Consider the following 14,584-nt stretch of genomic DNA (forward strand, 5'->3'; position numbering starts at 1 on the left):
GGGATCACCTGGGTGGCTGGCGAATGTGTTGTCTGGTTTATTTAGTCAGGATCAGTTTTCCGGCATTGGTCTGGCGCAGCAGGTAGTGCTGGCCGTCATGCTCGATAATGACCCGTCCCTCCTCACCCAACAGGCTTTTACTGTCGATTCGGCGATCGGTGGGAGCAGGGGACGGCGCTGTGTGTGTTTTTGTTGGCGTTGCCGCGCTGTTATCGGTCGGTGACATAATGTTTATAAATAACAATCAATGTAACAATGATAATCATTATCAATAAACTGCAAATTCACAGCAAGCGTTTTTGTGAAAATTGTGTGACGGGATCAAATTTGGGGGAGAGATGCGGTCTGACGCCCTCACCCCGACCCTCTCCCACGGGGAGAGGGAGAAGGGCACGAATCGTAGGCCGGGTAAGGCAAAGCCGCCACCCGGCAAGGGGTTAGAAGCGCGAATCTACCGCAGACGCCAGCATCTCCAGCAGCCGTTCGCTGTCTTCCCAGCTCAGGCACGGGTCGGTGATTGACTGGCCGTAGACCATTTGCTGTCCGGCGACGATCTTCTGCGTGCCTTCTTTGATAAAGCTCTCCGCCATAATTCCTGCAATGGCGGTCGAGCCGCTGCGGATCTGCTGGCAAACTTCCTCGCAGACGTCCAGCTGGCGGCGGTGCTGTTTCTGACAATTGCCGTGGCTGAAATCCACCACCAGATGCTCCGGCAGGTCAAATTCCGCCAGCGTTTCGCAAGCGGCGGCAATATCTTCTGCATGGTAATTCGGTTTTTTACCGCCACGCATAATGATATGTCCGAACGGGTTGCCGCTGGTCTGGTAGATGGTCATCTGGCCATTTTTATCCGGCGAGAGGAACATATGGCTGGCGCGTGACGCGCGGATGGCATCTACGGCAATTCGGGTATTACCGTCCGTTCCGTTTTTGAAGCCCACCGGACAGGAGAGCGCCGACGCCATTTCACGGTGGATCTGACTTTCGGTGGTACGCGCGCCAATCGCGCCCCAGCTTATGAGGTCGGCAATAAACTGTCCGGTCACCATATCCAGAAATTCGGTGGCAGTCGGCACGCCCAGCTCGTTAACCTGTAACAGCAGCTTGCGCGCCAGCGCAATACCGTGATTCACCCGGTAGCTACCGTTCAGATCCGGATCGGAAATCAATCCTTTCCAGCCCACGACGGTACGGGGCTTTTCAAAGTAGGTACGCATCACGATCTCCAGGCGATCCTGATACGTGCCGCGCAGCGTCTGAAGGCGTTGTGCATAATCCATTGCCGCGTCCAGGTCGTGGATGGAGCAGGGGCCAATCACCACCAGAAGACGTTTGTCTTCACCATTGAGAATTTTTTCGATGCGGCGACGGGAGGCCGTCACATGGTCCGCCACCTCGGCGGAAACGGGATGCAGCCTGGCCAGTTCAGCCGGTGTGACCAGGCTATCAATGCGCGCGGTGCGCAGTTCGTCGGTTTTGTTCATGGAATGTCTCAGAAATTTTTTGCTTCATCGGCAGACTACCGGGAAGTGATGGGCATCACCTTAAACCAATCCCTGCTGATTTCAAGTTCGGGGCACGTCGCCCCGAGGATGGCATGATAATAACTGAAACTGAATTAATGTACTAGCGTATTAGTACATGCGGCGATTTAGCCCCATGATATCGAGGATCTTGGTGGCAATTTCTTCTACTGAATAGTTGGTACTGTTCAGCCAGGGAATTTGATTTTTCCGGTACAGCGCTTCGACTTCAGAGACTTCCATTCGGCACTGGCGCATCGAGGCGTAGCGGCTGTTCTCGCGACGTTCTTCGCGGATCGCCGCCAGTCGTTCCGGGTTGATAGTCAGCCCAAACAGCTTATGCTGGAGCGGCTTGAGCGCGGCGGGCAGCACCAGGTTATCCATATCATCGGCAATAAAGGGGTAGTTGGCGGCGCGGATGCCAAACTGCATTGCCAGGTATAGGCTGGTGGGAGTTTTACCGCAGCGCGACACGCCGAGCAAAATCACCTGCGCCTGGTCGAGATTGCGCAGCGAGATCCCGTCGTCGTGCGCCAGGGTGTAGTCAATAGCGGCAATACGCGCATCGTATTTGGTCAGGTTACCGGGGTTCAGCCCGTGGGTACGGTGGGCGATCGGCGTCGGGTCGAGCTTCAGTTCGCTTTGCAAGGGGGCAACCAGCGCCTGCACGATGTCCTGACAGAAGCCCTCGCTTTGCAGAATGATATTGCGGATCTCAGGGATCACAATGGAATAGAACACCAGCGGACGAACGCCGGTCTGCTGGTAAATAGCGTCGATCTGGTCCTTGACCGCTTTGGCCCGGCTCTCATTTTCCACGAACGGCAGCGTGATGCTGTTTATCGATACCGGAAACTGCGACATCACCGCGTGTCCCAGCACCTCGGCGGTAATCGCCGTCCCATCAGAAATATAAAAAACGTGGCGATCGACAGCATTATCCATTTTATCCACCCTGAATAGCGTACGTAATTGCCTGAAAGCATAAATTAAAAAAGTTAATTTCACAGCAAAGAACTTATCTGAATTTAAAATGAAATGGTGTTTTTGATTTTCCTGAAAAGTGGATTTCATTTTCCGAATAGCGGCTTTATTTCTATGGTTTTTGCCGGAATCTATAGGAATCATCGGGTTAGCGAATGCCGGGAAACTGTCCGAAAAGTTGAAAATTTAAATTGCTTACACGATTCACCGTTTTTTTAGCGGAAATAAATATGCCAGTATAAATACGTAGTCAGGTGTTTCTTACTCCGATCAAATATCACAAAAGGATTGTTTCGATGTCCAACAATGGCTCGTCACCGCTGGTGCTTTGGTATAACCAACTCGGCATGAATGATGTAGACAGAGTTGGGGGCAAAAATGCCTCCCTGGGTGAAATGATTACAAATCTGTCCGGTATGGGTGTCTCCGTACCTAACGGATTTGCCACAACCGCCGATGCGTTTAACCTGTTTTTAGACCAGAGCGGTGTAAACCAGCGCATTTACGACCTGCTGGATAAAACGGATATTGATGATGTCACCGAGCTTGCCAAAGCCGGCGCGCAAATCCGCCAGTGGATTATCGACACACCTTTCCAGCCGGAACTGGAAAAAGCCATCCATGACGCCTACAACCAGCTTTCCGCTGACGACGCGCAGGCCTCCTTTGCCGTGCGCTCTTCCGCTACCGCAGAAGATATGCCGGATGCCTCTTTCGCCGGGCAGCAGGAAACCTTCCTCAACGTCCAGGGTTACGAGGCGGTACTGGTGGCGGTGAAGCATGTGTTTGCTTCCCTGTTCAACGACCGCGCCATCTCCTATCGCGTCCATCAGGGCTATGACCACCGCGGCGTCGCGCTCTCCGCAGGCGTACAGCGCATGGTGCGCTCCGACGTGGGCTCTTCCGGCGTGATGTTCTCTATCGACACTGAATCCGGCTTCGACCAGGTGGTGTTTATCACCTCCGCATGGGGTCTGGGCGAGATGGTGGTGCAGGGGGCGGTGAACCCTGACGAATTCTATGTGCACAAGCCTACGCTGGCGGCTAACCGTCCGGCAGTGGTACGCCGCACCATGGGCTCGAAAAAAATCCGCATGATCTATGCCCCGACGCAAGAACATGGCAAGCAGGTCACCATTGAAGATGTGCCGCAGGAGCAGCGGGATTGCTTCTCCCTGACCGACGCCGAAGTGGAAGAGCTGGCGAAGCAGGCGGTGCAGATTGAAAAACACTATGGCCGTCCGATGGACATCGAGTGGGCCAAAGACGGACACACCGGCAAGCTCTTTATCGTGCAGGCGCGTCCGGAAACCGTCCGTTCACGCGGTCAGGTCATGGAGCGCTACACCCTGCACGCGCAGGGCAAAATTGTCGCGGAAGGCCGCGCAATCGGCCACCGCATCGGTGCCGGTCCGGTGAAAGTGATCCACGACATTAGCGAGATGAACCGCATTCAGCCCGGCGACGTGCTGGTGACCGACATGACCGACCCGGACTGGGAACCGATCATGAAGAAAGCGGCTGCCATCGTCACCAACCGCGGTGGCCGTACCTGTCACGCGGCAATCATTGCCCGTGAGCTGGGGATCCCGGCGGTAGTCGGCTGTGGTGACGCGACCGAACGCATGAAGGACGACCAGAACGTGACGGTCTCCTGTGCCGAAGGCGATACCGGTTACGTGTATGCCGATATCCTCGACTTCAGCGTGAAAAGCTCCAGCGTGGATACCATGCCGGATCTGCCGCTGAAGATCATGATGAACGTCGGCAACCCGGACCGCGCGTTTGACTTCGCCTGCCTGCCGAACGAAGGCGTGGGCCTGGCGCGTCTGGAATTTATTATTAACCGTATGATCGGGGTGCACCCGCGTGCGCTGCTGGAGTTTGACGACCAGGACGCAAAACTGCAAAACGAAATCCGCGAGATGATGAAGGGTTACGACTCGCCGAGAGAGTTCTATGTTGGTCGTCTGACGGAAGGGATCGCCACGCTCGGCGCGGCCTTCTACCCGAAACGCGTGATCGTGCGTCTGTCGGACTTTAAGTCCAACGAATACGCCAACCTGGTGGGCGGCGAACGCTACGAGCCGGAAGAAGAGAACCCGATGCTGGGCTTCCGCGGCGCCGGACGCTACGTGTCGGAAAGCTTCCGCGACTGCTTCGCGCTGGAGTGCGAGGCGGTAAAACGCGTGCGCAACGACATGGGGCTGACCAACGTGGAAATCATGATCCCGTTCGTCCGTACCGTGGATCAGGCGAAGGCGGTGGTAGATGAGCTGGCGCGTCAGGGGCTGAAGCGCGGCGAGAACGGGCTGAAGATCATCATGATGTGTGAAATTCCGTCCAACGCCCTGCTGGCCGAGCAGTTCCTGGAGCACTTCGACGGCTTCTCCATTGGCTCGAATGACATGACGCAGCTGGCGCTCGGCCTGGACCGCGACTCCGGCGTTGTCTCTGAGCTGTTCGATGAGCGTAACGAGGCGGTGAAAGCGCTGCTCTCCATGGCCATCCGCGCGGCGAAGAAACAGGGTAAATATGTCGGGATTTGCGGCCAGGGTCCTTCTGACCATGAAGACTTTGCGGCCTGGCTGATGGACGAGGGAATTGATAGCCTCTCCCTGAACCCGGACACCGTGGTGCAGACCTGGCTGAGCCTGGCAGAGCTGAACAAGTAAAACCTGCATAATCTGAAAAAGGCGAGGATATCTGTCCTCGCCTTTTTTATTTTCCTGCGAATATGCTCACCATCACAAATAAAGCAAAAAACCAAATATCATAATTTATCTGTTAATTTAGACAATTGTTAGCGGGCAGGGCGTTGCTAATACTTGAGCCTTACCGCGTACATCCGTCGGGATGATGCGCGACTGGTTGAAATACGTTTTAACCTGATAAAAAGGCAAATAACAATGACAATCTCCTCTGTATTACGTACCAAAGATAAAATAGGTTATGGCCTCGGCGATATGGCCAGCGCGCTGGTCTGGCAAACGGCAACGTTATTTCTCGCTTATTTCTATACGGACGTATTCGGTTTGCCTGCCGCCATTATGGGCACCATGTTTTTAGTGGTGCGCGTGGTCGATGCGTTTGTCGACCCGTGCATTGGCGCGCTGGTGGACCGCACTCAGACCCGCCACGGTCGTTTTCGTCCCTGGCTGCTCTGGTTTGCCATTCCGTTTGGCGTGAGCTGCCTGATTACCTTCTACGTACCGGATGCCGGGCAGACGGCGAAAATTGTCTATGCATGCGTAACCTATGCCATCCTGAGTCTGATCTATTCCGCGATTAACGTCCCTTACTGCGCCATGCCCGGCGCGCTGACGCTCGATCCGCGTGAACGTCACTCGCTGCAATCCTGGCGCTTTGGCCTGTCGTTTATCGGCGGGTTGATTGTAACGGTCATCGCGCTGCCGCTGGTCTCATTATTAGGCCAGGGGAATGTGCAAAAAGGCTATTTCTATGCCATGAGCCTGATGGGGCTGCTGGGCATTGTTTTATTCTTCTGCTGCTTCTTTATGACCCGGGAGCGTTACTCGCCGCGCAATGACACCTCCGGTTCGATGCTGACGGATTTAAAACTGCTGGCCGCCAATAGCCAGTGGCGAATAGTTTTCCTGTTTAATATTTTACTGTTAACCGCCGTCGTGACGCGTGGCTCTGCGACCATGTATTACGTTAACTATGTTCTGTTACGTCCGGAACTGGTTTTTGCCTTTATTGTTTCCGGCATGATGGCCTCCTTAAGCGGCGCATTATTATCTGAACGCCTGCTGGGGAAATTTGACCGGGTGCGTGCCTATCAGTGGACCATTATTTCTTTCGTTATTTTTGGCGCGCTGATTTTCTTCATTCCGCCTTCGCAGGTGTGGCTGATATTCAGTCTGAATATTGTGTTTAGCTTTATTCAGAACCTGACCACGCCGCTGCAATGGACCATGTTCTCCGATGTGGTGGACTACGAAGAACACCGTAGCGGCCGCCGCCTGGACGGGCTGGTCTTTTCAACCGCCCTGTTTGCCATCAAGTTTGGGCTGGCGCTGGGTGGGGCGGTGGTCGGTTGGGTGCTTGGCATGGTGGATTACGCTCCGGGTCAGGCAAACCAGGCGCCTCATGTTCTTGCAACCATCAATGCCCTGTTCACCCTGATCCCCTGCGCGCTGTTCCTCTGCATGGTGGCGCTCCTAGCTATCTACAAACTTAACAGCCGGCTGGTGGACAGCATCGCCCGCGAGCTGGCCAGCAAACGCGATAGTCGAAACGATGCGGGGCAGCTCAGCCCGGCAACCCAATCCGCACTACAGGAGTAAACCATGACTGCGATCTACAAGGACGCGGGACGTCCCGTACACGAGCGTGTCGCTGATTTACTGGCGCGTATGACGCCGGAAGAGAAATTTGCCCAGATGCACGCGTACTGGCTGATCCTCGATGAACACGGCAACCACCGCGAGCGCAGCGATCTGAGCGATGAATTCGCTGGCGTGAGCGAACAGGCGTCCCTCAACGAAAGGCTGAAGCTCGGCGTCGGGCAGATCACCCGTCCGCTCGGCACGCACATTGTTAATGCAAAAACCGGCGTGCGTGCCGCCAACCGCCTGCAACGCATGATGATGGAGGAGACCCGGCTCGGCATTCCGGCGCTGTTTCATGAGGAGTGTCTGGTGGGGCTGCTGTGCAAAGATGCAACCTTGTTCCCGTCGTCGCTGAACTACGGTTCCACCTGGGACCCGGCGCTGGTGCAGCGCGCGGCGGAGCAGATTGGTAAAGAGGCCCGATCCGTCGGTTGCCAGCAGGGGCTGGCCCCGGTGCTGGATGTCTCGCGCGATGTGCGCTGGGGACGGACGGAAGAGACATTTGGGGAAGATCCGTGGCTGGTAGGGGTGATGGCGACGGCGTACGTGAAGGGGTTGCAGGGCGATAAGCGCGATCTGCTGGCGACCCTGAAACATTACGTCGGCCACTCCTTCAGCGAAGGGGCGCGCAACCATGCGCCGGTCCATCTCGGTTTCAGCGAGCTAAACGATACCTTCCTGCTGCCGTTTGAGATGGCGGTGAAGCTGGCCAACGCCGGTTCGGTGATGCCAGCCTATCACGACATTGATAATCAGCCAGGGCACAGCGACCATTTCCTGCTCACTACCGTGCTGCGTGAACAGTGGGGCTTCGACGGCATTATCGTGGCGGATTACGGCGGCGTCAGCCTGCTGCACCAGCACCACGGAATTTCTCACGATCCAGCGGAATCGGCGGCGCTGGCGTTTAACGCCGGGCTGGACGTGGAATTGCCGAAGGATGACTGCGCGCGTCATCTGGCGGAAGCGGTAGAGCGTGGGCTTATCTCAATGGCGAAAGTGGATGAGATTGTGGCGCGCGTGCTAAGTGAAAAATTCCGTCTCGGGCTGTTTGAAAAACCGTACGCCGACGAAGACGGCATCGATTTGCAGAGTGAGGCGACCCGGCAGGTGGCGCGCGAGGTGGCAACAAAATCGATCACGCTGCTGGAAAACAACGGCATATTACCTCTCGGCGGAAAACCCCGTGTAGCGGTGGTGGGGCCGACGGCTGACGATCCGCTGGCGCTGCTGAGCGGCTACAGCTTCCCGGTTCACCTGATCATCAGCGATATGGTTGAAGAGACCTCACAGGTAACGACGCCGCGCGCGGCGCTGGAACAGTACCTTGGCGCATCGCTGATACGTTACGCCAAAGGGTGTCACATTATCGAAAAACGGATGGCGGGCGCGCCGGTGTTCCCGGGCGACAGCGGCGGTAAACCGATACAGCAATCGCCGGTTTCACAACGTATGGATCTGATCCCCGACGCCGTAAGCGCGGCAAAAGAGAGTGACGTGGTGATAGCCTGCGTCGGCGATCTCGCCGGGCTATTCCAGAGCGGCACCGTGGGGGAAGGCTCGGATACGGATTCGCTAAACCTGCCGGGCGTGCAGCAACAGCTGCTGGAGGCGCTGGTGGCAACCGGTAAGCCGGTGATTGTCGTCATGACGGGCGGGCGTCCTTATAACCTTCAGGGGCTGGAAGAGAAGGTGGCCGCGCTGATGATGGCCTGGGCGCCGGGGCAGGAAGGGGGCTGGGCGATTGCCGATGTCTTAACCGGCCGCGCGGAGCCGCAGGGCAGGCTGGTAGTGAGCGTGCCGAAAAACGCCGGGGCGATGCCGTACTACTATAACCACAAGCTGAAAAGCGGCGGCACGCCGTTTGCGTTCCATTTCGGCGCACTTTACCCGTTCGGTTACGGTCTCGGCTGGACGCAGTTTCGCTGGGGCGCGGCCCGCCTGGCTGAAAGCCGCGTCCCGATCGACGGAGAGGTGGCGTTAAGCGTCGATATCACCAACACCGGCGAGCGCAGCGGCAGCGAAGTGGTACAGGTGTACGTACGCGATAAGGTCGCCACGCAGGTGCGTCCGCTTCAGGAGCTGAAAGCGTTCCAGCGCGTTACGCTTTCACCGGGAGAAACCGCCACGCTGACCTTTACCCTGCCGGTGGAGATGTTTAATTTCACCCGCCGGGACGGAAAGCGAATTGTCGAGCCAGGGGAGTTTGAGCTACAGGTTGGCGCGTCCTCGGCGGATATTCGCGCGGTGGTGAACGTGCAGGTAAGCGGAAAGACGCGGGTACTGGCGGGGGATTGGCGGATGCTTAGTCGCTGTGACATTACACTGGCGTAAAAAGGATAAAAAAAAGCCCATCGTGGGAGATGGGCAAAGACTACACACAGCAATTCGTTGTTTCACTCAGGGGATTTCCATGCTTATAAATCAAGGTGTTGATTTATAACCGTGTCTTAATAGTAGGCATGCCAGGATTTTGAGTCGATCGGATTCGTCTCAATAGTTAAAGGCAGGTAAAGATTTCTTGAAGAGAATGACGGTTTTAGGCAGGAAAAGGCGGGTCTGACCAGTGTGCAGAGAATAAATAGTTTAGCAACGTTTAAGTATTGCTGTGGAGAGTGTAGGCCGGGTAAGCGTTAGCGCCACCCGGCATCCGTTCTTACTGCGCGTTCTTATCTTCCAGCTCTTCAAGTTCGCTTAAGATGACGTCAGGGTCGGTTCCCGGCGGCGGTACTTCATGCACCCAGGCGGAGAAGAGTCGCCAGGTCACCGCAAGCAGCACCGGACCGATGAACAGGCCAATCATGCCGAAGGCAATTAACCCTCCGATTACCCCGGACAGGATCAGAATCAGCGGCAGGTCAGCGCCCATGCGAATGAGGAGGGGACGGATCACGTTATCCATGGTGCCCACCACGCAACTCCAGACCAGCAGCACCGTGCCCCAGGTCGTATCCCCCGTCCAGTAAAGCCAGATAATGCAGGGAACCAGCACCAGCAGCGGACCGAGCTGCGCCAGACAGGTCATCAGCATGACGACGGTGAAAATGGTGGCATAAGGTACGCCGGAAATCGCCAGCCCGATTCCGCCAAGTACAGCCTGCACCAGCGCTGTGACCACCACACCGAGCGCCACCGCGCGGACGGCCTGGGCTGCCAGCAGCACGGCCGCATCGCCGCGTTTACCTGCCAGTCGGGTGGCGAAATGACGTACCCCCAGCGCAACCTGCTCGCCGCGCCAGTACAGCAGGGCGCTGAAGACCAGCATCAACGTACAATGCATCATGAAGCGACCAATGTGCGCAGCCTGCCCCACAAACCAGGTGGTGGTTGTGCCGATGTACGGACGCACTTTGGCCATCAGGGCGCTACCGCCCATCTCCAGCAGGCTGTGCCAGCCGCTGTACAGTTTTGCGCCCACAACAGGAATACTGTTTAGCCACGCGAGATCCGGCAGCGTCATATCACCGCTGGTGACCGCGCGAATAACCGGGCCGCTACTGTCAACCAGGCTGTTAACCAGTAGTGCAATGGGAATAATAAACAGCAGGAACAACAGCAACGTCATCACCAGCACGGCCAGGCCGCGGCGACCAAACAGCAGTTTCTGCAAACGCAAGAGTAAAGGCCAGGTGGCGACGACGACGGTCGCGGCCCAGGCAAATCCGAGCACGAAAGGACGAACGATCCACAGACACGCAATAATCATAATGGCTAAGAACAGCACCGACAGCAGTATCTGCGCGACATCCCTGGGCTGACGAAGATTGACCATAAACGAAACTTTCCTTAAATGAACACCAGCAAGGCTGATGGGAATATAAACCGCATCTCTCTAATCATTAGTGATTTCAGCGATTTTTGACAGGCGGATTTTGCCCGTAATTCTACGAAGCACATAAGAAAAAAATGTGATAAAACTTTCCAGACACAACGCAAACGATTTCACACTATTCTCATTAGGGTCGACAGCAATGATCCCACAGATTTCTCAGGCACCGGGCGTCGTTCAGCTGGTGCTTAATTTTTTGCAGGCACTGGAGCAACAGGGTTTTACAGGTGACACCGCTACCGATTATGCCGACAGGCTGACGATGGCGACCGATAACAGTATTTACCAGCTTCTTCCCGATGCCGTCGTTTTCCCGCGCTCTACCGCCGATGTGGCGCTCATCGCCCGTCTGGCATCGCAGGAGCGTTTCAGCTCCCTGGTCTTCACCCCGCGTGGCGGCGGGACGGGTACCAATGGGCAGGCGCTGAACCAGGGCATCATCATTGATATGTCCCGCTATATGAACCGCATCATTGAGATCAACCCGGAAGAGGGGTGGGTGCGTGTGGAAGCGGGGGTGATCAAAGATCAGTTGAATCAGTTTTTGAAACCTTACGGCTATTTTTTTGCGCCGGAGCTTTCCACCAGTAACCGCGCGACCATTGGCGGGATGATCAACACCGATGCCTCGGGGCAGGGCTCACTGGTCTACGGCAAAACCTCCGACCATGTTATGGGTGTGCGGGCGGTGCTGCTGGGGGGCGATATCCTCGATACCCAACCGATGGCGATCGAGCTGGCCGAAACGCTGGCAAAAGAGAGCACCACCAGCGGACGGATTTATCGCACCGTGCTGGAGCGCTGCCGCGAAAATCGCGAGCTGATCCTTGACAAATTCCCGAAGCTAAACCGCTTCCTGACGGGCTACGATCTGCGACATGTCTTCAATGACGATATGAGCCAGTTTGATCTTACCCGCGTACTGACCGGGTCAGAAGGGACGCTGGCCTTCATCACCGAAGCGCGTCTGGATATCACCCGGTTGCCAAAGGTGCGCCGTCTGGTGAACGTCAAATACAACTCCTTTGACTCGGCGCTGCGTAATGCACCGTTTATGGTGGAGGCGCGGGCGCTGTCGGTGGAAACCGTCGATTCAAAAGTCCTGAACCTGGCCCGGGAGGATATTGTCTGGCATTCGGTGAGCGAACTGATTACCGACGTGCCGGATAAAGAGATGCTCGGCCTGAACATCGTCGAGTTCGCCGGGGATGACGCAGAGCTGATTGAGAGCCAGGTAAGCACGCTCTGCCAGCGTCTGGACGAGCTGATTGCGCAGGGGGAAGGCGGCGTCATTGGCTGGCAGCTGTGTAACGATCTCTCCGGCATCGAGCGAATCTACGCGATGCGTAAAAAGGCGGTGGGGCTGCTCGGCAACGCGAAAGGGGCGGCGAAGCCGATTCCGTTTGCGGAAGATACCTGCGTGCCGCCGGAACATCTGGCGGATTATATCGTGGAGTTTCGCGCGCTGCTCGACGGCCATGGTCTGAGCTATGGCATGTTCGGGCACGTTGACGCGGGCGTGCTGCACGTGCGCCCGGCGCTGGACATGTGCGATCCGCAGCAGGAGATCCTGATGAAGGCGATCTCCGACGAGGTCGTGGCCCTCACGGCCAAATACGGCGGTTTGCTGTGGGGCGAGCACGGTAAGGGGTTCCGCGCCGAGTACAGCCCGGCCTTTTTTGGCGAACAGCTCTACGCCGAGCTGCGTAAGGTGAAGGCCGCGTTCGATCCTGATAACCGCCTCAATCCGGGAAAAATCTGCCCGCCGGAGGGCGTTGATGCGCCGATGTTGCAGGTGGATGCCGTTAAGCGCGGCACCTATGACCGCCAAATTCCGATTGCGGTACGCGCTTCCTGGCGCGGCGCGATGGAGTGTAACGGCAACGGGCTGTGCTTTAACTTCGATGTGAAAAGCCCGATGTGTCCGTCGATGAAAATCACCAGCAGCCGCATCCACTCCCCAAAAGGGCGTGCCACGCTGGTGCGCGAATGGCTGCGCCTGCTGGCCGACCGCGGCGTTGACCCGCTCAAGCTGGAACAGGAGCTGCCGGAAAAACGCGCCAGCCTGCGCGGGCTTATCGAACGCACCCGCAACAGCTGGCATGCGAACAAAGGCGAATACGATTTCTCGCATGAGGTGAAAGAGGCGATGTCCGGCTGCCTGGCGTGTAAGGCGTGTTCAACCCAGTGCCCAATTAAAATTGACGTACCGGAATTCCGTTCCCGCTTCCTCCAGCTGTACCACACGCGTTATCTGCGCCCGATGCGCGATCATCTGGTAGCGACGGTGGAGAGTTACGCGCCGCTGATGGCCCGTGCGCCAAAAACCTTTAACTTCTTTATCAACCAGCCACTGGTGCGAAAACTGTCTGAAAAACATATCGGCATGGTGGATCTGCCGCTGCTGTCGGTGCCATCGCTCCAGCGTCGGCTGGTGGGGCACCGCTCGGCGAATATGACCCTGGAACAACTGGAAGCATTAAGCCCTGAGCAGAAAGCGAAGGTGGTGCTGGTGGTGCAGGATCCGTTTACCAGCTATTACGATGCGCAGGTGGTGGCCGATTTTGTCCGACTGGCCGAGAAAATCGGCTACCAGCCGGTGGTGCTGCCGTTCTCGCCGAACGGCAAGGCGCAGCACATTAAAGGCTTCCTCACCCGCTTTGCGAAAACCGCGCAGAAAACTTCAGATTTTCTGAATCGCGTGGCGCAGCTCGGCATGCCGATGGTGGGCGTCGATCCGGCGCTGGTGCTCTGTTACCGGGACGAATATAAGCAGACGCTCGGCGATAAGCGCGGTGATTTTCAGGTCTTACTGGTACACGAGTGGCTGCCTGCGGTGCTGACGCAAACGCCCCCTCAGGAGGTCAGCGGAGAATCCTGGTACCTGTTTGGGCACTGCACCGAAGTGACGGCGCTGCCGACGGCGCCTGCCCAGTGGGCTTCTATCTTCGCCCGGTTTGGCGCGAAGCTGGAAAGCGTCAACGTGGGCTGCTGCGGTATGGCCGGAACCTACGGCCATGAAGTCAAAAACCACGCTAATTCGCTCGGCATTTACGAGCTGTCCTGGCATCAGGCGATGCAGCGCCTGCCACGCAACCGCTGTCTGGCGACGGGCTACTCCTGCCGCAGCCAGGTGAAACGGGTGGAAGGTAACGGCGTCCGCCATCCATTGCAGGCTTTACTGGAGATTATCGGATGATCTGGAAACGTGCGGTCACGCTGGAGGCCTTAAATGCCATGGGCGCGGAGAACATGGTCGGTTTGCTGGACATCCAGTTCACGCGCATTGGCGACAACGAACTGGAAGCGACGATGCCGGTAGACTGCCGTACTCATCAACCGTTTGGCCTGTTACACGGCGGCGCGTCCGTCGTGCTGGCCGAAACGCTGGGATCGGTGGCGGGCTACCTGTGTACGGAAGGAGAGCAGAAGGTGGTAGGTCTGGAGGTCAATGCCAACCACATCCGCTCCGTTCGCAGCGGGCGCGTGCGCGGCGTCTGCCGGGCGCTGCATGCCGGAAGCCGTCATCAGGTGTGGCAGATTGATATCCTGGACGAGCAGGATCGCCTGTGTTGTTCATCAAGGCTGACGACGGCCGTTGTGTAAAGTTTCCGGATGTCTTGCTTTTGGTCAAAAATTAGCCGCCTGATTGTGATATACTGGTCACGTTTTGAACATAAGCGAGGACATCATGGATACTGAAATAACCCCAACACAGCTGGCAATTGAATATTTACGTCGCGATAAAAGCAATCTGTCTCCCGCGCAGTACCTGAAAAAGCTGAAACAGCTTGAGCTGGAATTTACGGATTTGCTGGCGCTCTCTTCAAACGAACTGAAAGAAGAGATCTACTTTGCCTGGCGGTTGGGCGTTCACGTCCATTAAGCAGTGA

Annotated in this window: 10 protein-coding genes and 1 other RNA gene; 6 read left to right on the top strand and 5 right to left on the bottom strand. The window is 56.7% G+C overall.

Translation table 11 applies throughout. The annotated features are described in order from the left end of the window. Nucleotides 1-37: 37 nt before the first annotated feature. From hemP to ppsR, 3 genes are all read right to left on the bottom strand, one after another. Nucleotides 38-226, bottom strand: coding sequence for a hemin uptake protein HemP (gene hemP, locus BFV63_RS09265; protein WP_015570723.1), 189 nt, complete (start codon nt 224-226; stop codon nt 38-40). Between the two features lie 211 nt (nt 227-437). Beyond that, nucleotides 438-1,484, bottom strand: coding sequence for a 3-deoxy-7-phosphoheptulonate synthase AroH (aroH, locus tag BFV63_RS09270; protein WP_023315935.1), 1,047 nt, complete (start codon nt 1,482-1,484; stop codon nt 438-440). Between the two features lie 150 nt (nt 1,485-1,634). Further along, entirely contained in the window at nt 1,635-2,468 is an 834-nt protein-coding gene (gene ppsR / locus BFV63_RS09275) for a posphoenolpyruvate synthetase regulatory kinase/phosphorylase PpsR (RefSeq protein WP_017384644.1), read from the bottom strand. Nucleotides 2,469-2,803: 335 nt separating this feature from the next. On the opposite strand from ppsR, the gene ppsA reads away from it, so the two are divergent. The 3 genes from ppsA (at nt 2,804) to BFV63_RS09290 (ending at nt 9,196) form a co-directional block, all read left to right on the top strand. Then, nucleotides 2,804-5,182 carry a phosphoenolpyruvate synthase gene (gene ppsA, locus BFV63_RS09280; RefSeq protein ID WP_069597512.1) on the top strand — a complete coding sequence of 793 codons (2,379 nt, stop codon included), beginning with the start codon at nt 2,804-2,806 and terminating at the stop codon, nt 5,180-5,182. A gap of 234 nt (nt 5,183-5,416) precedes the next feature. Continuing rightward, nucleotides 5,417-6,817, top strand: a complete 1,401-nt coding sequence (locus BFV63_RS09285) for an MFS transporter (protein WP_045332096.1) — start codon at nt 5,417-5,419, stop codon at nt 6,815-6,817. A gap of 3 nt (nt 6,818-6,820) precedes the next feature. Beyond that, nucleotides 6,821-9,196, top strand: coding sequence for a glycoside hydrolase family 3 N-terminal domain-containing protein (locus tag BFV63_RS09290; RefSeq protein ID WP_048240936.1), 2,376 nt, complete (start codon nt 6,821-6,823; stop codon nt 9,194-9,196). A gap of 5 nt (nt 9,197-9,201) precedes the next feature. On the opposite strand, the gene rprA is transcribed toward BFV63_RS09290, so the two are convergent. Together rprA and ydiK are read right to left on the bottom strand one after the other, a co-directional pair. Beyond that, nucleotides 9,202-9,309, bottom strand: an RNA gene (gene rprA, locus BFV63_RS09295) — antisense sRNA RprA. Between the two features lie 209 nt (nt 9,310-9,518). Next, nucleotides 9,519-10,634 carry an AI-2E family transporter YdiK gene (gene ydiK, locus BFV63_RS09300; RefSeq protein ID WP_015570721.1) on the bottom strand — a complete coding sequence of 372 codons (1,116 nt, stop codon included), beginning with the start codon at nt 10,632-10,634 and terminating at the stop codon, nt 9,519-9,521. Nucleotides 10,635-10,833: 199 nt separating this feature from the next. Between ydiK and ydiJ the strand changes: the two genes are divergently transcribed. From ydiJ to BFV63_RS09315, 3 genes are all read left to right on the top strand, one after another. After that, nucleotides 10,834-13,890, top strand: a complete 3,057-nt coding sequence (ydiJ, locus tag BFV63_RS09305; protein ID WP_048240934.1) for a D-2-hydroxyglutarate dehydrogenase YdiJ — start codon at nt 10,834-10,836, stop codon at nt 13,888-13,890. Then, complete coding sequence (menI, locus tag BFV63_RS09310; RefSeq protein WP_003857767.1) at nt 13,887-14,297, top strand: 1,4-dihydroxy-2-naphthoyl-CoA hydrolase; 411 nt, start codon at nt 13,887-13,889, stop codon at nt 14,295-14,297. The genes ydiJ and menI overlap by 4 nt, the downstream gene beginning before the upstream one ends. Before the next feature lie 85 nt (nt 14,298-14,382). Then, a complete protein-coding gene (locus BFV63_RS09315) occupies nt 14,383-14,577 on the top strand; it encodes a YdiH family protein (protein WP_003857766.1) in 195 nt (64 codons plus the stop codon). Nucleotides 14,578-14,584: the final 7 nt, after the last annotated feature.

It is taken from the genome of Enterobacter hormaechei subsp. xiangfangensis, from assembly GCF_001729785.1.
In the GTDB taxonomy this organism is placed as follows: Bacteria; Pseudomonadota; Gammaproteobacteria; order Enterobacterales; family Enterobacteriaceae; genus Enterobacter; species Enterobacter hormaechei_C.